The organism is Microbacterium sp. FW305-3-2-15-F-LB2 (genome assembly GCF_058787255.1).
Genome location: NZ_JBYSZO010000001.1, coordinates 1910969 through 1929104, shown reverse-complemented (window position 1 = coordinate 1929104; position 18136 = coordinate 1910969). Strand labels below are relative to the sequence as shown.

The window sequence follows — 18136 nt, the reverse complement described above, 5'->3', positions numbered from 1 at the left end:
CGTGACGGCGTCCCCGGAGAAGAGCCGACCGAGCGCCTTCTGGCCCCTCGCCGCCGTCGTCGTCCCCCTCGTGGGGCTGTTCGCCCGTATCGAGCTGCGCGGAGTCGAGAACCTGCCGCACGAGGGCGCCTACGTCCTCGCGCCCAACCACAACTCCGAGTTCGACCCGCTCATCGTCGCCGTGGCGGTCTGGCGCGCCGGCCGCGCGCCGCGCTTCCTGGCGAAGGAGAGTCTGTTCAAGGTTCCCGTGCTGGGCTCGGCGCTCCGCGCGACGGGCATGGTGCCGGTGCCCCGGACGTCCGCGAGCGCGAACCAGTCCATCAAGGCCGCGCAGGACATCGCCCGCGACGGCCGCGGCATCATCGTGTACCCCGAGGGCACGCTGACCCGCGATCCCGAGCTGTGGCCGATGCGCGGCAAGTCGGGCGCGGTTCGTCTCGCGCTCGGTGGCGATCTGCCGCTCATCCCGATGGCACAGTGGGGCGTGCAGCAGATCCTTCCCCGCTACGGCAAGCTCCGGTTCCCGCGCCGCTCGCACGTGATTGTGGAATTCGGCCCGGCGATGGACGTCGCCGAGTACCGCGCGACCGCCACCCAGCCGGCGACTCTCACGCGAGCGACCGACGCCCTCATGGCCCGGATCGCCGAGATGCTGTCCGGCCTGCGGGGTCTCCCCGCGCCGGCCGAGCGCTGGAACCCGTCGCAGCACGGACAGAACGAGACGGGCCGCCTTGAGTCGTAAGAGCGAGGCGCCCGCGCCGAAGGTCGCCGTCGTCGGGGCCGGCAGCTGGGGCACGACGTTCGGCAAGATCCTCGCCGACGGCGGCGCCTCCGTGGTCATGTGGGCTCGGCGTCCCGAACTCGCGGCCGAAATCACCGAGTCCAAGCGCAACAGCCGGTACCTCTCGGGTATCAACCTGCCGCGCACGATGACCGCGACGACGAGTCTCGCCGAGGCACTCGACGGTGCCGAGCAGATCTACCTCTCGATCCCGAGCCAAGCCCTGCGCGACAACCTCGCGGCGGTCAAGCCTCTCGTCGACCACACCGATGCGCCGATCGTGTCGCTCATGAAGGGCGTCGAAAAGGCCTCGGGGCTTCGCATGAGCCAGGTCATCGAGCAGGTGCTGTCGTGCGACCCCGCGCGGATCGCCGTGGCATCCGGTCCCAATCTCGCTCTCGAAATCGCCCGAGAGCAACCGACCGCGGCCGTCATCAGCTCGCTCAGCCCCGAGACCGCCGAGGCGGTCGCCCGTCGCGCCCGCAACCGCTACTTCCGGTCGTTCGTGAACACCGATGTCATCGGCACCGAGTTCGGAGGCGTGCTCAAGAATCTCATCGCGGTGGCGATCGGCATCGTCGACGGGGTCGGCTACGGCGAGAACACGAAAGCGTCGATCATCACGCGCGGTCTGGTCGAGATGACCGACTTCGCCGTCGCGCAGGGGGCCCAGCCCGAGACGCTGCAGGGTCTGGCCGGTCTCGGCGACCTCATCGCCACGTGTCAGTCGCCCCTCAGCCGCAACAACACGGCGGGGCGCCTGCTCGGGCAGGGGTACAGCTACCAGGACGTGGTGAAGCAGATGCAGCAGACCGCGGAGGGCTTGGCATCCGTCGCCCCCGTCCTGCAGCTGGCGCGCGAGGTCGGCGTCGACATGCCGATCGTGCGGCAGGTGAAGATGGTGCTCGACGGCACAATGAATCCGCGCGACATCGCGCCCCATCTCACGACCGACGACGACCAGCCGCAGGGCGAGAGGACGCAGAATGACCAAACCGGCGGTGGTGGTGCTCTTCGGCGGGCGCTCCAGCGAGCATTCGATCAGTTCCGCCACGGCGGGCGGGGTGCTGCGGGCGATCGACCGTGAGCGGTTCCGGGTGATTCCGGTCGGGATCACCCGCGACGGCGCTTTCGTGCTCGAAGAGGACGATCCCGACAAGTTCGCGCTGCGTCCCGAGGCGCTGCCCGAGGTGGTCGACAACGGCACGCGGGTGCGACTGCCCGACTCTGTCCTCTCGCGCGAGTGGACGGTGACGGATGCCGACGGTGAGCGGTCTCTGGGTGACATCGATGTCGTGCTTCCGATCCTGCACGGGCGGTTCGGGGAGGACGGCACGATCCAGGGACTCCTCGAGCTGCTGGGTATCCCATACGCCGGTGGGGGCGTCCTGATGTCGGCGATCGGTATGAACAAGAACGTCACGAAGCGCGTGCTGCGTTCGGCCGGTGTGCCCGTCGTGCCGTGGGTGGCCGTGACGCGCGCCGACCTGGCGCGGGATCGAGCCCTGTGGGAGCGACGCATTCGATCCCTCGACCTGCCCGTGTTCGTCAAGCCCAACGAGGCGGGATCGAGCGTCGGTGTGACGAAGGTCTCCCGCTGGGAAGACCTGGATGCCGCCCTCGACACGGCTTTCGCCGAGGATCGTCTGGTGCTGGTCGAACAGGCCATCGTCGGACGTGAGCTGGAGTGCGGCGTCCTCCCCGGCCGCGACGGCGGTCCGGTGCGGGTGAGCGTCGCCGGTGAGATCGTCGTCACCGGTCGCGAGTTCTACGATTTCGAGGCCAAGTACCTGAACGTCCCCGGGGTGGACCTCGTGTGCCCCGCCGAGTTGCAGGACGGCGAGCTCGCCGAGATGCAGCGCATCGCGGCGCAGGCGTTCGAGGCGCTCGGCGGCGAGGGCCTAGCGCGCGTCGACTTCTTCTACACGGGCACCGAGTTCTACGTGAACGAGGTGAACACGATGCCGGGGTTCACCCCGATCTCGATGTTCCCGACGTGCTGGATCGCCTCCGGGCTGTCGTATCCCGACCTGATCAGCGACGTCCTCGACGCGGCGCTCGCGCGCGACTGAGATGTCGCGCGGGCGCGGGCGTCGTCAGGGCGTCGGGGTCAGCGCGGGGGTCGCGTCCGACGGCGACGAGCAGACGGCACCGGTCGCGGGCAGGTACTCGCGGATCAGCGGCGCCAAGGCCTGGGCCACGTCGGCGCTGCTGGCCGCGGCGTAGTCGAGGTAGACCTGCACGGCGGGCTGGCGCCCGAACGTCGTCAGCGTGTAGCGATTCTGGTCGGCCTGCGATTCGTCGACGAGCCAATCGACGCCGTCGAACGGCCGGCAGGGGAGCGTCGAGGGCCCGGGCGCTTCCAGCCCGCAGGTGAGCAGGATGGCGGCCGGATCGCCCCACGCGCCGGTCGCCTGAGCGTCGGTCCATCGCCGTTCCTGGCCCGAGATGGTCTTGGGCAGGCGCGAGACGACCTGGGCGCACGCGGGGTCGTTCGCGCCCTTGGCGGCCTCCATCGACACCGTCGTGCTGCACGCCGCGAGACCCGGCAGCAGAGCGAGGACGGCGATCAGCGCGAGGGAACGACGGGAGCGGGGCACCCCTCCAGGCTAATAGCGTGGGAGGGTGACAGACGCCGAGACCACCGTGGGGGAGCTGTCCGAGGGGCAGGTGCTCCGCGGCATCCTGGAACGACTCCCCGTTTCCTCCGCCCCGGTAGGGCCGGGCGATGATGCGGCGGTGCTCGCGGTTCCCGACGGACGCGTGGTCGCCACCACGGACACGCTGGTGCATGGCCCGGATTTCCGCCTCGCGTGGTCATCGGCGGTCGATCTCGGGTACAAGTCCGCCGCGGTCAACCTCTCCGATGTCGCCGCCATGGGCGCCCGGCCCATCGCGCTCCTCGTGGCGCTGGCGATGCCGGATGACACTCCGCTGTCGTTCGTCCACGGTCTCGCCGACGGTCTCGCGCGGGCTTGTGCCGAGCTGGCACCGGGGTGTGCGGTGGAGGGCGGCGACCTCACCGTCTCGGACACGCTGACGATCGCGGTGACGGCCCTGGGAAGCCTCGACGGCCGCGATCCGGTCCTGCGCTCGGGTGCCCGGCCGGGGGACGCGGTGCACGTCATCGGCGACCTCGGCGTCGCGGCACGCGGTCTGGACGTTCTCTTCTCCCGCTTCGTCGACACGGCGGGAGCGCCGATCCCGGTGACGCCGGAGGCACGGGCGGCGCTGAGTCGCGAGGACGCGGAAGCCCTCGATCGTCAGTTGCGCCCGCGGCCCCCTATCGGCGCCGCGCTGGCCGCTGCTGACGCGGGCGCCACCGCGATGATGGACGTCTCGGACGGACTGGCCCTGGATGCCGAGCGCCTCGCCGACGCGTCCGGCGTGACGATCGCCTTCGACTCCGACGCTCTCGGCGACGACCCCGTGTCGACGCTGGCCGGGGGAGAGGATCACGGCTTTCTCGTGACCTTCCCCGGGGGGACGGTCGGTCTCGGTCGCCGTGTCGGCACGGTCGCCGAGCGCGGCGAGGTCGCGATCACGGTGGATGGTCGACCGTGGACGGGACGGACGGGCTGGGACCCCTACCGGGACTGGGACGCGGGTCGCGGCTGACCGCGGCGCTCAGGCGAGCGGGCGGCCCCACCACAGCGTCGTGTCGCCGTACGTGCGGTCCCGATCGGCCTCCAGCCCGGCGGCCGCCCAATCCGGCGCGGCGGAGCGCTTCGCCCGCTCGACGATGATCGTGGCATCCAGGCTGAGCCGGGGAGCGAGCCCGGCGAGGATCCGCGCGACCTCGTCATCCGAGACGTCGTAGGGCGGATCGAGGAACACGAGGTCCCACTCGGCCACGGAGGCCTCGACGTACGTCGCCGCGTTCGCGCGGTGCACCCGGGCGGTGCCCGTGACGCCGGCGGCGCGCACCCGCTCCGCGTTCTTGCGGATGAGGGTCGCCGCCGGAGCGGAGAGCTCGACGAGGTCGGCGGACACGGCGCCGCGGCTGAGGCTCTCGAGCCCGAGCGCGCCCGAGCCTGCGTAGAGGTCGAGGACGCGCGCCCCGTCGACGAGGTCGGCGGAGTCGAGGGCGCCGAAGAGCGATTCGCGCACACGGTCGCTCGTGGGACGCGTGCCCTTCGGGGGGACGTCGAGGACCGTGCCGCCGGCGCGGCCGGAGATGATGCGTGTCACCGTCTCACCCTACAAACCGCGTGTCCGGGGCCGTGCCTAGACTCGGAGCATGCCCGGTCTCACGCTGTCGTCCCGACTCGACGGAGCCGTCGGCGGGAAGACCGCCACCGCCTTCGAGCGCGCGTTCGGCATGAAGACCGTCGGCGAGTTGCTCGAGCACTACCCGCGCCGGTATGCCAAGCGCGGTGAGCTCACCCCGATCTCGACGCTGCCGATCGGCGAGCCGGTCACCATCGTGGCCGAGGTCGTGAGTGCGACGGAGCGGCGGATGCAGAACCGTCGCGGATCACTGCTCGAGGTCATCATCAGCGATGGCGACGGGCGGATGTCCCTGACGTTCTTCAACCAGTCGTGGCGGCTCAAAGACCTCACGCCGGGTCGGCGCGGCATCTTCTCGGGCAAGGTGGGGGAGTACCGGGGGCAGACGCAGTTGACGCACCCCGACTACTCGCTGTTCGACGATCTCGAAGAGGCCCGCGCCGAGGCCGAGGTGAACTCCAAGCGGCCCATCCCGATCTATCCGGCCACGAGCACCGTGCCCAGCCCGCTCGTGCAGAAGACGATCGCCCTCGTCCTCGACGGTCTCGGTGCCATCGACGACCCGCTCCCCGAGGAGCTGCGTGAACGCCATGGACTCGTCGGTGCCGGGATGGCGCTCGAGCACATCCACCGCCCGTACCACGATGACGAGATCCCTCCCGCGGTGGCGACCCTGCGCATGCAGGAGGCGTTCGTGCTGCAGACGGCGCTGTTGCAGCAGCGGCAGTTCGTCCGCGCGCTGTCGGCGACGAAGCGGCCCGCGGCCCCGGGCGGCCTCCTGGAGCGTTTCGACGCGGGCCTGCCGTTCGCGCTGACTCCCGATCAGGAGAGCGTGGGTGCCCGCATCGCCGATGATCTCGTCGGCGACTGGCCCATGAACCGTCTGGTGCAGGGCGAGGTGGGTTCGGGGAAGACGCTGGTGGCGCTGCGCGCGATGCTCCAGGTCGCCGAGTCCGGCGGGCAGTCCGCCCTGATCGCGCCAACCGAGGTGCTGGCCGCCCAGCACGTGCGGTCGATCGCCAAGATGCTCGGCCCGCAGCTCGCGCCCGAGCTCATGCCGACTCTGCTCACCGGGCAGCTCCCGGCCGCCGAGCGTCGTCGCGCGGCGCTCCGCGTGGCATCCGGTCAGGCGCGGATCGTCGTCGGCACGCATGCGCTGCTCAGCTCGACCACCACGTTCGCCGATCTCGGATTCGTCGTCGTCGACGAGCAGCACCGCTTCGGTGTCGACCAGCGCGAGGCGCTCCGCGCGAAGGGCGAGTCGCCGCACACCCTGGTCCTCACCGCGACGCCGATCCCTCGCACCGTCGCGATGACGGTGTTCGGCGACCTCGATGTCTCGACCATCCGCACGATGCCCGCGGGGCGGGCCGGCATCCAGACGTTCGTCGCGCCGCTCGCCGAGAAGCCGGGGTGGTTCGCTCGGGTGTGGGACCGCGTCGCCGAGGAGGTGGCGAAGACGCACCAGGTGTTCGTCGTGTGCGCCGCGATCGACGCCGAGAAGCTGACCTCCGACGAGGTCGGTGACGAACCGGCCGACGGAGCCGACACGCGCACCCGGTGGGGCGTCGTGCAGGTGCGGGCTCTGCTCGACACGCTGCCGGCGTTCGCCGACATCCGCGTCGAGATCCTGCACGGCAAGATGCACGCCGATGAGAAGGATGCCGTGATGCAGGCGTTCGCGCGCGGCGACATCGACGTGCTCGTGGCGACGACGGTGATCGAGGTGGGCGTCGACGTCCCGAACGCTTCGACCATGGTGATCCTCGAGGCCGACCGATTCGGCGTCTCGCAGCTCCACCAGCTGCGCGGTCGCGTGGGCCGCGGCGGACTTCCGGGCCTGTGCCTGCTCGTGACCGAGGCCGCACCGGGGACGTCGTCACGCTCTCGCGTCGAGGCCGTGGCTCGCACGCTCGACGGGTTCGAGCTCGCCGAGGTCGATCTCGAGCTCCGCGGTGAGGGGGACGTGCTCGGGGGAGCACAGTCGGGCGTGCGGTCGTCGCTGCGGCTTCTGCGGGTGGTCACGGACGCCGATCTCATCGTCGAAGCCCGCGCCGCCGCCGAGACGGTGCTCGCCGACGACCCCGCGCTCGTGCGCCATCCCGGACTCGCCGCCGCTCTCGAGCGACGCGTCGGTGTCGAGGAGCGCGCAGCCCTGGCCAAGTCGTGATCGGTAGGCTGGCGGAATGAGTCCGCGGATCGCCGTCGTACCCGGTTCCTTCGACCCGCCGACGCGGGGTCACCTCGACGTGATCCGCCGCGCGGCCGGTCTGTTCGACCAGCTCCACGTGCTCGTCGTCCACAACCCGGGCAAGGAGGCGATGCTCCCGATCGCCCAGCGCCAGGCGTTGCTCGAGCAGTCGATCCAGGAAGAGGGCATCGAGGGCGACGTCATCGTCGCCGCGTGGAGTATGGGTCTTCTCGTCGACTACGCCACCGATGTGGGCGCGCAGGTGCTGGTCAAAGGCATCCGGTCGCAGGTCGACGTCGCGTACGAGACCCCGATGGCGATCGTGAACCGCGACCTCGCCCACGTCGAGACGGTGTTCCTGCTTCCGGACCCGTCGCACGCGCTCGTCTCGAGCTCGCTCGTTCGTCAGGTCGCCGCTCTCGGCGGCGACGTCTCGCCCTACGTTCCCGCGCCCGTCGCGCGGTTCCTCGACACCGGCGCGCGCGGCCTCTGACGTCTCGCGCCGCACGGCCCCTGCCCAGGGGCACCCGGGTAGCATGGACGACCGTGAGAACCCACCGCCCCGGACCCTTCCAGCTCCCCGTCCGCGACATCGAGCGCCACCCGGGCGAGATGCGCGAGCACGAGCTCGACATCCCCGCCCCGGAGAAATGGGGCGAGGGTCTCGTGTCCATCGCCGCCGCCGAGATCCTCGAGATCGACGTCCGCCTGGAGTCGGTTCACGAGGGCATCCTCGTCTCGGGAACGGTCGACACCACCGCCACGGGCGTGTGCGGACGTTGCCTCACCGACATCACCGAGCCTGTCGAAGTCGAGTTCCAGGAACTTTTCGCGTATCCTGGGGATGAAGCGAACGACTTCGAAGTTCAAGACGACCACGTGGATCTTGAAAATCTGGTCCGGGATGCCATCGTCCTCTCGCTTCCGTTCCAGCCGGTGTGTCAGCCGGATTGCCTCGGGCTCGACCCGGTCACGGGTGAGAAGCTGACGGAGAGCGCCGGCGACACGGAGCAGACGCCCGCCGATCCCCGGTGGGCCGCGCTCCAGCACTACACCCCAGACGACGGCGATGCGCTCCGCGCCGCCCCCAAGACAGAGAAGAGCTAGCCATGGCAGGTAACCCCCCGAAGCGGAAGGTCTCCCGCTCCAACACCCGCTCGCGTCGCGCGCAGTGGAAGGCCGAAGCCCCCGCGCTGGTCAAGACCATCGAGAACGGCAAGGTCGTCTACAGCCGCCCCCACCAGGCGAAGGTCGTCACCGACTCGCAGGGCACCGAGCTCTTCCTCGAGTACAAGGGCCGCAAGGTCGCCGACGTCTGATCAACGTCCGGTGACGCGTAACGCTGCGCTCATCGAGAAGCTCGGGGTCGACATCGACCCCGAGCTTCTTTCTCTTGCGCTGACACATCGCTCGTTCGCCTACGAGAACGGCGCCATCCCGCACAACGAGCGGCTCGAGTTCCTCGGCGACTCGGTGCTCGGCCAGGCGGTCACCGTGCGCCTCTACACCCGGCATCCGGATCTCGACGAGGGCAGTCTCGCCAAGCGCCGCGCGAGCGTGGTGTCGACCGTGGCCCTCGCCGAGGTCGCGAGGAGAATCGGTCTGGGTGATCACGTGCGGCTCGGTCGAGGCGAGATCCTCACCGGTGGGCGTGACAAGGACTCGATCCTGGCCGACACCATGGAAGCCGTGATCGGGGCGACGTACCTCTCCGCCGGCCCGGATGCCGCCACCGGCCTCGTGCTGCGTCTCGTCGAGCCGCTGCTGACCGACCCTGATCGATACGGGGCGGCGATGGATCCGAAGACGAGCCTGCAGGAGATCGCCGCTCGTCACTCTCTCGCCGCACCGGTGTACGCGATCGAGGCCGCCGGTCCCGACCACGACCGGCGCTTCACCGCGACCGTCACCGTCGGCGACGTCGTCACGCACGGCACCGGGTCGAGCAAGAAGCAGGCCGAGATGGCCGCCGCACTCGACGCGTGGCGGGAGCTCAACGCCCGTGCCTGAGCTGCCCGAGGTCGAGGTCGTGCGAGCGGGCCTCGAACCCGCGGTCGCCGGCGCGCTGATCGCTTCGGTGGACGTGCGCGATGCGCGTGCGCTCACCCGGCATTCCGGCACGCCGGAGCACTTCGAGGCCGAGCTCACCGGCCGGCGGATCGATTCGGCGGTGCGGCGCGGCAAGTTCCTGTGGATGCCGGTGGGCGCGGACGAGGCCATCGTCACGCATCTCGGCATGAGCGGGCAGATGCTCTTGCGCGTGCCCGGCGCGCCGGAGGAGCGGCACGAGCGGATCCGCATCGAGCTCGAGCATCCGGTACACGGTCCGCTGTCGGTCGTGTTCGCCGATCAGCGCACGTTCGGCTCGCTCGCGCTCGACGAGCTCGTGGTCACACAGGATGGCGCGGCCGGCGGCCGCGGATCGTCCCTGCCGCTCGTTCCGACCCAGGTCGCACACATCGCCCGCGATCCGCTCGACCCGGCGTTCGACGACGCACGGTTCCGCGCTCGGCTGGCGCGCACGTCGTCGGGCATCAAGCGTGTGCTCCTCGACCAGACCGTGGCGAGCGGCATCGGCAACATCTACGCCGACGAATCGCTCTGGGCTGCGCGCATCCACCCCGAGACCGTGGCATCCGATCTTCCGACCCGTTCGGTGAACCGGCTGCTGGCCGAGGTCCGCGCGGTGCTGGAGAAGGCACTCGCCGAGGGCGGCACGAGCTTCGACGCCCAGTACGTCAACGTCAACGGGCAGGCCGGGTACTTCGCGCACTCGCTCAACGCCTACGGCCGCACGGGTCAGCCGTGTCCGCGCTGCGGCCGACCGATCGTGCGAGTGTCGTTCATGAACCGCTCGAGCCACTTCTGCCCGAGGTGTCAGCGGCTGCGCTGACCGTGCCTGGTCGCGCCACGTGGCCGCGCCACCTGGCCTCGCGACCTGGCGGCGAGACGGCATCCCGCCGACAACCCGCCCGCAGGCTGCAAGGGAGACGTCGGCGTAATGACGTCTCGGCGTTTTGAGAAGCCGCGGGTGCTTGACCTCAAGCGCTGGAAGTGTGCTCAGCTGGGGGTATGTCAGCGCTCACCATCCAGCAGGCCGCTCGCCGCACCGGGCTCAGCGAACCCACCCTCCGGTACTACGAAGAAGTCGGGCTCATCGGCCCCATCTCCCGCGACCCGAGCAGCGGTCACCGCCGGTATGGGGAGAAGGACCTCGACGACCTGCAGGTGCTCGCGTGTCTCCGGGCGATGGGCGTGGGGATCGAGGACATGCGCACGTATCAGGCGAATCGTGCGCGGGGCAACGCCGCTGCCGCGCAGCAGCGCGACATCCTTCTCCGTCACGCCGAACGCGTGGAGCTCGAGATCGCGACGCTGAACGTGCACCTGGAGTACCTGCGCCGCAAGTCCGCGCTGTGGGACGCGCGCGATCGGGGGGACGCCGAGGCGGAGGCCGAAGCGCAGGTGCGCGTTCACGAGATCTACCCCGAGCTGGAGATGCTCATCCGCGCTTGACTTCATGCGCTTGAGGCCTGGTCGACTCTCGGTATGAACACTTCTCACCACACCGTGCTGGTCACCGGGGCCTCCGGCTATCTCGGAACCCGGGTCGTCGCCGATCTTCTCCGTCAGGGCGCCACCGTTCGCGCCGCCGTCCGTTCCCTCGACGCCGAACCTGCGCTCCGCGAGGCCGTACGACGGGCCGGGGTCGACGACGCCGGCCTCGACCTCACCGTCGCCTCCCTCACCGACGACGTCGGATGGGATGCCGCGGTCTCGGGCGTCGCGGGCGTCTACCACCTCGCATCCCCGATGACCCACGCCACCGAGGACGCCGACCTCGTGGTCACTCCCGCCCGCGACGGCGCGTTGCGTGTCCTTCGCGCGGCACGGGACGCCGGCGTCGAGCGTGTCGTGCTGACCTCGTCGTTCGCGGCCGTCGGCTACTCGCCCAAGCCCGTGAACGCCAAGGGCGTCCGCGAGTTCGACGAGCGCGACTGGACGGATCCCGCGGCTCCCGAACTCCCCGCGTACCCACGTTCGAAGGCCGTCGCCGAGCGCGCCGCGTGGGAGTTCGTCGAGCGGGAGGGGAACGGACTCGAGCTCGTCGTCCTCAACCCGACCTGGGTCGCCGGACCCACGCTGACCGCCGACCCGCGGTCATCGTTGCAGGCATTCCTCGCGATGCTCGGCGGCCGAATGCCTCTCGCCCCGCGCCAGCGTTTCGGCATCGCCGACGTCCGCGACGTCTCCGCGGCGCACCTGTCGGCGATGACGACCCCGGATGCCGCCGGCAAACGGTACCTCCTGCTCGCCGACGGACCGACGATCTCGTGGCTGGGAGTGGCATCCCTTCTGCGTGCACACCTGGGTGAGCTCGCCGCGGCGGCTCCGACCGAGGAAGTGCCCGGCGACGAGCTGCCCCCTCTCGTCATTCACAACGAGCGGGCGAAGGCGGAGCTCGGCTTCGCACCACGTCCGGCCGAGACCACCATCATCGAGACGCTCGACGACATGCGCGAGCGCGGAATGCTCGGCCACGGGATCTGAGATCGAAGTCCCGGGGTGCCGGCGACCGGCGCCGGCACCCCGGCTCAGTCGAGGATCTTCTGCCACGCCCCTTCGTACGACATCGGCACGAAGCCGATCGTCTCGTTGATCGACAGCATCGGCCGGTTCTCCTCGGCATTCCACGTCATCACGCGCGGTGATTCGGGCACGGCCGCGCGCCAGGCGAGCAGCCCGGCGCACTTCACGATCATTCCGAGTCGGTGCCCTCGATGGGCCGCGACGACGAGGGTGTCCTCCTGATTGGTCACCGCCGTCCGGTCCTTTCCGATGACGAGTTCGTTGAAAGCGGCCAGCTCGCCCGAGTCGACGTGTTGCGCGACGGTGACGAGCAAGTGGCGGTCGGAGTCGGTGTACACCCGTTCCCAGTCCGCGACGCGGGCGGCATCCCACACCTCTTCGTCATGATCGAGGCCCGCCGAGGGCGCGTCGGTGATCATGCGTGACTTCATGTAGGCGAAGCCGTCGACGAACTCGGGCGGCGTGGGGAGCGTCCACTGGATGACGCGATAGCCGGATGCCGCGGCCTCCGCATCCGCCAGCAGACGGGTGAGGTGTGGCTCGGCACCCTCGAGGTCGAGCCGGCTCTGTCGCACGATCTGCTCCAGGGAGTACCCGGCCGCGAGGTAGAAGCGCGCGGCGCGATCGAGGGGGATGCGACCGAAGCCCGTCGGCGCGTCGAGCTGGGGACCGTCGGCCGCGGGGTGTTCTGCCCACGACTGCAGGATCGTCCGGCCGTGCTCGCGGGCGGTCCGCTCGATGAGGTCGTGCGCCGCGCGGCCGATGCCCCGACCCCACGCGCGGCGGAGAAGTTCGATGAGCCAGAAGCCGGTGCGGGCGCCGTCCTCCTGCGGGAGATCGAGGCCGACGCGGCCGACGACCTCGCCCTTCCAGACCGCGATCCACACGAGGCGGATCTGAGAAGCGGTCGGACGGTAGACGGGCAGCAGTTCGTCGGCGGGCATGGCGTGATCGTCGTGGCCGGCGATCTCGGCGTACACGAGGTTCCGCACGCGCGACATCTCGAGGAAGTCCGCGGCGTCGGCGGCATCGATGGATGCTGGAATGTGAAGGGGGCGCAGCTCGAGGCCGGCCGGAAGGGTGGTCATGAGGGATCTTTCGAGGGAGAGAGTCGGGGGAGAAGGCGGGCGGGGCCGGGGTGAGCGGCCCCGCCCGTTCACAGCGGCGGACGCAGGTGGAGCGCCTTGCGCTGCCAATCGGCCTCGCGGAGCGCCCGCTCATGGGCGTTCCGGCGAGCCTGGTCGGCTGCCGAGGCCGCTTGGGCTGCGCGCTGGACGGCCTGATCGGCGCGCGCGGCGGCGCGCACGAGCAACCAGAGGCCGAGGCGGAGAGAGAGTCGGTCGATCGGACCGAGACGGCGCTGGGCCGAGCTCTCGACGACGGGGAGCGAGAGCGCGGATACCGTGTGCTGCGGCGCGCGCGTGAGCGATGAGTTCATGCGGAGGCTCCGATGAGGAAGAACGAGCAGAGAGGCCACGGTCGGCGAGGGCCGACGGGAGGCGGTGAGGGGTCTCAGAAGACCCGGGCGCATGGCATCCGATGAGCGGATGCCAAGGCGGGAGCGGAGACGATCGAACGTCTCAACGCGGCGACGTCACGCCTGACGGACAGGCATGCCGACGGCGGTGGTCACTCCGCGCAGCGGTGCAGACAGCACGGGGGCGGCGGTGAAGCCGGTGGCGAGAGAGCCGGTGGTGTTGCGAATCATGGGGTGACCTCCTTTCGACGTCGGTTGCGACCCCCGACGCTAGCGAAGGCGTTCAGCAAATGTCAAGCGGAGATCCAGAAACGACGGACCGCCGGGCGCGTCGAGCCGGGGTTCCATCGGCCTGCCACCGCGGAATTCCGCAGGCTGTCGGGTAGCGTGAGGCGGAAGTCCACCGGGTCGGGAAGGCGCATCCGCATGCACCTCAAGAGCGTCACGCTGAAGGGATTCAAGTCCTTCGCGCAGTCGACGACGTTCGCGTTGGAGCCCGGGGTCACGTGCATCGTCGGTCCGAACGGCTCGGGCAAGTCCAACGTCGTGGACGCGCTCGCCTGGGTCATGGGGGAGCAGGGCGCGAAGACTCTTCGCGGCGGCAAGATGGAAGACGTCATCTTCGCCGGCACGTCCACGCGCGGACCCCTCGGTCGCGCGGAGGTGCAACTCACGATCGACAATGCCGACGGGGCGTTGCCGATCGAGTACAGCGAGGTCACGATCAGTCGCACGCTGTTCCGCAACGGGGCGAGCGAGTACGCGATCAACGGTCAGACCTGCCGTTTGCTCGACGTGCAGGAACTGCTCAGCGACTCCGGCCTCGGCCGGGAGATGCACGTGATCATCGGGCAGGGGCGCCTCGACACCGTGCTGCAGGCCTCCGCCGAGGAGCGGCGCGGCTTCATCGAGGAAGCCGCCGGAATCCTCAAGCACCGCCGCCGAAAAGAGAAGACGGTGCGCAAGCTCGAGGCGATGGAGACCAACCTCACGCGCTTGAGCGACCTCGCGGGTGAGCTGCGCCGGCAGTTGAAGCCGCTCGGCAAGCAGGCCGAGATCGCGCGGGAGGCGGCCACGATCGCCGCCGTCGTCCGCGACGCGAAAGCGCGCCTGTTCGCCGACGAACTCGTGCAGCTCCGACGCGAACTCGCTGACGCGGCAGCGGCTGAGAGCGAGCGGCACACCGAACGATTGATGCTTCAGGACCAGGCGGACGGCATCCGTGCCAAGGTCGAGCGACTCGAGGAGGAGCAGCGTTCCGAAGCCGTCGACCGCGCGCGGAGCGTGACGTTCTCCCTCGAACAGGTGCAGGAGCGCCTGCGCGGGCTGTACTCCCTCGCCGGTCAGCGACTCACGCTGCTCGCGGATGATGACGGCGAGGCATCCGCGGCCGCTCCCACCGTCACCCAGGCGATGATCGACGACGTGCGCGCCGAGATCGACGACATCGCGGACGGGCTCGGCGATGCTCAGGATGCCGCGGCCGACGCGGCCCGGACGGTGACTCGCGCGCGCGCGGAGCTCGACGCGCTCGACGCCGACATCGCCGCGCAGAGCGCGCTCGTCTCCGAGCACGACATGAAGCTCACGGCGCTGCGCGGATCCGCGGAGGCGGCGGCTTCGGGCCTGGCCGCCGTGCGCGGTGCCGTCGACCGTCAGCAGCGCGCTCTGGATGCCGCACGCGAACGACTCGCGGAGGCCGAAGAGGCTCGCTCGGCGCTCGACCCCGACGTGACGCCGGAGGAGTCGGCCGCGGAGCATGCGTCCGCCTACGAGCGGGCACAACGCGAGACCAACGACACCGAGACCGAGGTGACGGGTCTTCGCGAGCGGCTGCACGCCGCCGAGCGCGAGAGGGACGCCCTCACGGCCCAGACGACCGCGCTCGGACGCGCCCTCGACGTCCGCAACGCCGCCGCGGACCTCGCCGCGAGCGGAGCCGCCGGCATCCGCGGGCTCGTCGGCGACGCCGTCAAGGTCACGGCGGGGTACGAGCCGGCCATCGCCGCGGCGCTCGGTTCCCTCGCGGAAGGGTTGCTCGTCGACGATGGTGCCGCGGCGTTCGCCGCGGCCCGCGCCGCGCGCGACGGCGACCTCGGCGTGGTCGAGATCGCGGTCGCCGATGCCCCCGACGGATCCGCCGGCTTCGAGGTCGACGCCGGCGTGCGTGCCGTAGACGTCGTCACCGCTCCCGCGGGGGTTCTCGGCATCCTGTCGGGGGTCGTGATCGTCGACGACCTCGCCGCCGCCGAGGCGGCGCGCCCGGCGCCGGAGGCGGCGCCGGTGGGCAGCGTCGTGGTCACGCGGGACGGGGCGGTCCTGACCGCCCGTACTCTGCGTGCTGGCTCCGGGGGCGGTCGCTCGCGTCTCGAACTGGCCGCCGAGCGGGATGCCGCGACGGATCGGCTCGCCGAGGTCACCGTCATCGCCGACTCGCTGCGGGAGGCCCTGTCCGAAGCGCAGCAAAGACTCACCGAGGCTCGCGCGCGCACGAAGGAGGCGCTCACGACCCTCCGCGCCCACGACGCCGCCCTCGCCGCGCACGCCGAGAAGCTCAACCGCGTCACGGTCCGTCACGAGGCGGCGGTCGCGGAGTGCGAGCGGGTGGAGGTCGGCCTCGCGCAGGCGCAGGCCGCGGTCGCGGATGCGGAGGAGAAAGCGCGCGTCGCCGACGAGACCCTCGCGCGGGCTCTCGAGGTGCCTCGGCCGCTCCTCGACGCCTCGGCCCGTGAGGGGATGCTCGCCGATCTCGAGACGGCCCGCGAGGGCGAGATGCGCGCGCGGCTCGACATCGAGACCCTGCGGGAACGGGTGCGGGCCGGGGAAGCCCGCATCGTGCAACTGGAGCAGCAGCGCGAACGCGAGCGCGCCGCCGCGGACGCCGCGGCGCGCCGCGCCGTGATCCGCCGCGCACAGCGCGAGATCGCCGCGGAGGTGGCGGGAGCCCTTCCGCCGCTGCTCGACTCGATCGACCGGTCGGTCAGCCAGGCGCGCGTCGAGCTTGCCTCCGCAGAATCGGCCCGCTCCGCGGTGACGGCCGACCTGACCCGGGCGCGCAGTGAGGAGACGGCGGTTCGCGAGCGCCTCGCGCGCCTCACCGAGAGCGTCCACGTCCTCGAACTGCAGATGCACGAGAAGCGGCTCCACGTCACGAGCCTGCTCGAACGCGTGCAGTCCGAGCTGTCGCTCAACGAAGACATTCTCGTTTCGGAATATGGTCCTGATCAGCTCATCCCTGCCGCCGAGGGCGTGGAAGCCGAAGTGTTCGACCGCGCCGCGCAGAAACGCCGACTGCAGGATGCCGAGCGGAAGCTGGGTCAGCTGGGGCGGGTGAATCCGCTCGCGCTCGAGGAGTTCGCGGCGCTCGAACAGCGCCATGCGTTCCTGACCGAGCAGCTCGCGGACCTGCAGCAGACCCGCGCGGATCTGCAGACGATCATCGCCGAGCTCGGCGAGCGCATGCAGACGATCTTCACGGCCGCTTTCGAGGACACTCGCGCGGCGTTCGGCGAGATCTTCCCGATCCTCTTCCCGGGCGGCGCGGGAAGTATTTCTCTCACCGACCCGGACAACCCGCTGACCACGGGCATCGAGGTCGCCGTTCGCCCGGTCGGGAAGAAGATCGAACGGCTCTCGCTGCTGTCGGGCGGCGAGCGGTCGCTCGCGGCGGTCGCGTTCCTCACCGCGATCTTCACGGCTCGTCCAAGCCCCTTCTACATCCTCGATGAGGTCGAAGCGGCCCTCGACGACGCGAACCTCGGCCGGCTACTGGGCGTCTTCGAGAAGCTGCGCGAGAGCAGCCAGCTCATCGTCATCACCCACCAGAAGCGCACCATGGAGATCGCCGATGCGCTGTACGGCGTGTCGATGCGTCAGGACGGTGTGTCAGCCGTCGTCGGACAGCGGGTCGGCGATCGCGCCCGCGCGGGGGCGGAACCGGCCCCCGTAAGCTGAAGGAATGGCTGAGAACTCCTGGTCGCTCGGTCGCGCGCTGCGCGGACTGTTCGTCAAACCCACCATCGACGAGACCACGTGGGACGACCTCGAGACGGCTCTGCTGACCGCCGACTTCGGTCCGGACGTCACCGAGCGGCTGATCGACGAGCTGCGGGAGAAGGTCGATCGCTATCGGACCACGGATCCGCGCGACCTCCAGCGCATGCTGCGCGAGACCCTCGAAGAGCATTTCGCGAAGTTCGACACCACCCTGCGCTTGACCGAGCGTCCGGCCGTCGTTCTCGTGGTCGGCGTCAACGGCGTGGGCAAGACGACGACGATCGGCAAGTTCGCCAAGTTCCTCCAGCGCTACGGCCGGACTGTCGTCGTCGGCGCGGCGGACACCTTTCGCGCCGCGGCCGTCGATCAGCTCGCGACGTGGGCCGAGCGCGGGGGAGCCACGATCGTCCGACCGCAGCACGAGGGCCAGGATCCGGCATCCGTCGCCTTCCAGACTGTCGCCCACGCGAAGGAGACGGGCACCGAGATCGTCCTGGTCGACACCGCCGGGCGTCTGCACACCAAGGGCGGCCTGATGGACGAGCTCGGCAAGATCAAGCGCGTCATCGAGAAGCAGGCACCGATCAGCGAGGTGCTCCTGGTGTTGGATGCCACCACCGGCCAGAACGGCCTGATGCAGGCGCAAGCCTTCCTCGACAGCGCGGGTGTGACGGGTCTCGTGCTGACGAAGCTCGACGGTTCGGCCAGGGGCGGTTTCGTCCTGGCGGTGCAGGAACGCACCGGCATCCCGGTCAAGCTGCTCGGACAGGGCGAGGGGATCAACGACCTCACCGGCTTCACGCCCCATGTGTTCGCGGCTTCGCTCGTCGACTGACCCCCTTACCGCACTTCGCCCTTCTGGCGGGTCGCC

Annotated in this window: 18 protein-coding genes; 14 read left to right on the top strand and 4 right to left on the bottom strand. The window is 70.4% G+C overall.

Translation table 11 applies throughout. The features are described from left to right. The first annotated feature begins 1 nt into the window (after window position 1). Genes AC3WLZ_RS09400 through AC3WLZ_RS09390 form a run of 3 tightly spaced genes read left to right on the top strand, consistent with a single transcriptional unit; the run spans window position 2 to window position 2853 of the window. Window positions 2-742, top strand: coding sequence for a lysophospholipid acyltransferase family protein (locus AC3WLZ_RS09400; protein WP_492469844.1), 741 nt, complete (start codon window positions 2-4; stop codon window positions 740-742). Beyond that, window positions 732-1868, top strand: coding sequence for an NAD(P)H-dependent glycerol-3-phosphate dehydrogenase (locus AC3WLZ_RS09395; protein WP_412924709.1), 1137 nt, complete (start codon window positions 732-734; stop codon window positions 1866-1868). Before AC3WLZ_RS09400 ends, AC3WLZ_RS09395 begins: the two co-directional genes overlap by 11 nt. Further along, entirely contained in the window at window positions 1768-2853 is a 1086-nt protein-coding gene (locus AC3WLZ_RS09390; RefSeq protein WP_412924708.1) for a D-alanine--D-alanine ligase family protein, read from the top strand. The genes AC3WLZ_RS09395 and AC3WLZ_RS09390 overlap by 101 nt, the downstream gene beginning before the upstream one ends. Before the next feature lie 24 nt (window positions 2854-2877). Here AC3WLZ_RS09390 and AC3WLZ_RS09385 read toward each other — a convergent pair whose 3' ends face one another. Continuing rightward, window positions 2878-3381 (bottom strand): DUF3515 family protein, encoded by a 504-nt coding sequence (locus tag AC3WLZ_RS09385; protein ID WP_492469843.1) that lies wholly within the window; start codon window positions 3379-3381, stop codon window positions 2878-2880. A 25-nt stretch (window positions 3382-3406) separates the two neighbouring features. Here AC3WLZ_RS09385 and thiL point away from each other — a divergent pair, with 25 nt between their 5' ends. After that, on the top strand, window positions 3407-4399 hold the full coding sequence (thiL, locus tag AC3WLZ_RS09380) for a thiamine-phosphate kinase (RefSeq protein WP_412924706.1): 993 nt from the start codon (window positions 3407-3409) through the stop codon (window positions 4397-4399). A 9-nt stretch (window positions 4400-4408) separates the two neighbouring features. Here the strand turns inward: thiL and rsmD are convergent, their stop codons facing one another. After that, entirely contained in the window at window positions 4409-4972 is a 564-nt protein-coding gene (rsmD, locus tag AC3WLZ_RS09375; RefSeq protein WP_492469842.1) for a 16S rRNA (guanine(966)-N(2))-methyltransferase RsmD, read from the bottom strand. 49 nt (window positions 4973-5021) lie between these two features. On the opposite strand from rsmD, the gene AC3WLZ_RS09370 reads away from it, so the two are divergent. From AC3WLZ_RS09370 to AC3WLZ_RS09335, 8 genes are all read left to right on the top strand, one after another. Next, entirely contained in the window at window positions 5022-7181 is a 2160-nt protein-coding gene (locus AC3WLZ_RS09370; protein WP_492469841.1) for an ATP-dependent DNA helicase RecG, read from the top strand. Between the two features lie 16 nt (window positions 7182-7197). Further along, window positions 7198-7695 carry a pantetheine-phosphate adenylyltransferase gene (gene coaD / locus AC3WLZ_RS09365; protein WP_412924703.1) on the top strand — a complete coding sequence of 166 codons (498 nt, stop codon included), beginning with the start codon at window positions 7198-7200 and terminating at the stop codon, window positions 7693-7695. Between the two features lie 119 nt (window positions 7696-7814). Beyond that, window positions 7815-8309 carry a YceD family protein gene (locus AC3WLZ_RS09360; protein WP_492470962.1) on the top strand — a complete coding sequence of 165 codons (495 nt, stop codon included), beginning with the start codon at window positions 7815-7817 and terminating at the stop codon, window positions 8307-8309. Between the two features lie 2 nt (window positions 8310-8311). Then, complete coding sequence (gene rpmF, locus AC3WLZ_RS09355) at window positions 8312-8521, top strand: 50S ribosomal protein L32 (RefSeq protein ID WP_013586329.1); 210 nt, start codon at window positions 8312-8314, stop codon at window positions 8519-8521. A 10-nt stretch (window positions 8522-8531) separates the two neighbouring features. After that, window positions 8532-9212, top strand: coding sequence for a ribonuclease III (gene rnc, locus AC3WLZ_RS09350; protein WP_492469840.1), 681 nt, complete (start codon window positions 8532-8534; stop codon window positions 9210-9212). After that, window positions 9205-10095, top strand: coding sequence for a bifunctional DNA-formamidopyrimidine glycosylase/DNA-(apurinic or apyrimidinic site) lyase (gene mutM, locus AC3WLZ_RS09345; RefSeq protein WP_492469839.1), 891 nt, complete (start codon window positions 9205-9207; stop codon window positions 10093-10095). Before rnc ends, mutM begins: the two co-directional genes overlap by 8 nt. Window positions 10096-10274: 179 nt before the next feature. Next, window positions 10275-10718: a MerR family transcriptional regulator gene (locus AC3WLZ_RS09340; protein ID WP_492469838.1), complete on the top strand. Its 444-nt coding sequence runs from the start codon at window positions 10275-10277 to the stop codon at window positions 10716-10718. 33 nt (window positions 10719-10751) lie between these two features. Beyond that, window positions 10752-11753, top strand: a complete 1002-nt coding sequence (locus AC3WLZ_RS09335; protein ID WP_492469837.1) for an NAD-dependent epimerase/dehydratase family protein — start codon at window positions 10752-10754, stop codon at window positions 11751-11753. 44 nt (window positions 11754-11797) lie between these two features. Here the strand turns inward: AC3WLZ_RS09335 and AC3WLZ_RS09330 are convergent, their stop codons facing one another. Together AC3WLZ_RS09330 and AC3WLZ_RS09325 are read right to left on the bottom strand one after the other, a co-directional pair. Next, a complete protein-coding gene (locus AC3WLZ_RS09330) occupies window positions 11798-12880 on the bottom strand; it encodes a GNAT family N-acetyltransferase (RefSeq protein ID WP_492469836.1) in 1083 nt (360 codons plus the stop codon). Between the two features lie 68 nt (window positions 12881-12948). Beyond that, entirely contained in the window at window positions 12949-13230 is a 282-nt protein-coding gene (locus AC3WLZ_RS09325) for a hypothetical protein (protein ID WP_492469835.1), read from the bottom strand. Between the two features lie 465 nt (window positions 13231-13695). Between AC3WLZ_RS09325 and smc the strand changes: the two genes are divergently transcribed. Together smc and ftsY are read left to right on the top strand one after the other, a co-directional pair. Then, on the top strand, window positions 13696-17223 hold the full coding sequence (smc, locus tag AC3WLZ_RS09320; RefSeq protein ID WP_492469834.1) for a chromosome segregation protein SMC: 3528 nt from the start codon (window positions 13696-13698) through the stop codon (window positions 17221-17223). 4 nt (window positions 17224-17227) lie between these two features. Beyond that, entirely contained in the window at window positions 17228-18100 is an 873-nt protein-coding gene (gene ftsY / locus AC3WLZ_RS09315) for a signal recognition particle-docking protein FtsY (protein ID WP_492469833.1), read from the top strand. Window positions 18101-18136: the final 36 nt, after the last annotated feature.

Excerpts from the sequence above, each read along its gene's own strand:
- AC3WLZ_RS09360 (WP_492470962.1), top strand. The coding sequence starts at position 7,815 with ATGCGCGAGCACGAGCTCGACATCCCCGCCCCGGAGAAATGGGGCGAG.
- AC3WLZ_RS09340 (WP_492469838.1), top strand. The coding sequence starts at position 10,275 with ATGTCAGCGCTCACCATCCAGCAGGCCGCTCGCCGCACCGGGCTCAGC.
- AC3WLZ_RS09370 (WP_492469841.1), top strand. The coding sequence starts at position 5,022 with ATGCCCGGTCTCACGCTGTCGTCCCGACTCGACGGAGCCGTCGGCGGG.
- ftsY (WP_492469833.1), top strand. The coding sequence starts at position 17,228 with ATGGCTGAGAACTCCTGGTCGCTCGGTCGCGCGCTGCGCGGACTGTTC.
- coaD (WP_412924703.1), top strand. The coding sequence starts at position 7,198 with ATGAGTCCGCGGATCGCCGTCGTACCCGGTTCCTTCGACCCGCCGACG.
- AC3WLZ_RS09390 (WP_412924708.1), top strand. The coding sequence starts at position 1,768 with ATGACCAAACCGGCGGTGGTGGTGCTCTTCGGCGGGCGCTCCAGCGAG.
- smc (WP_492469834.1), top strand. The coding sequence starts at position 13,696 with ATGCACCTCAAGAGCGTCACGCTGAAGGGATTCAAGTCCTTCGCGCAG.
- AC3WLZ_RS09330 (WP_492469836.1), bottom strand. The coding sequence starts at position 12,880 with ATGACCACCCTTCCGGCCGGCCTCGAGCTGCGCCCCCTTCACATTCCA.
- AC3WLZ_RS09335 (WP_492469837.1), top strand. The coding sequence starts at position 10,752 with ATGAACACTTCTCACCACACCGTGCTGGTCACCGGGGCCTCCGGCTAT.
- rpmF (WP_013586329.1), top strand. The coding sequence starts at position 8,312 with ATGGCAGGTAACCCCCCGAAGCGGAAGGTCTCCCGCTCCAACACCCGC.
- AC3WLZ_RS09325 (WP_492469835.1), bottom strand. The coding sequence starts at position 13,230 with ATGAACTCATCGCTCACGCGCGCGCCGCAGCACACGGTATCCGCGCTC.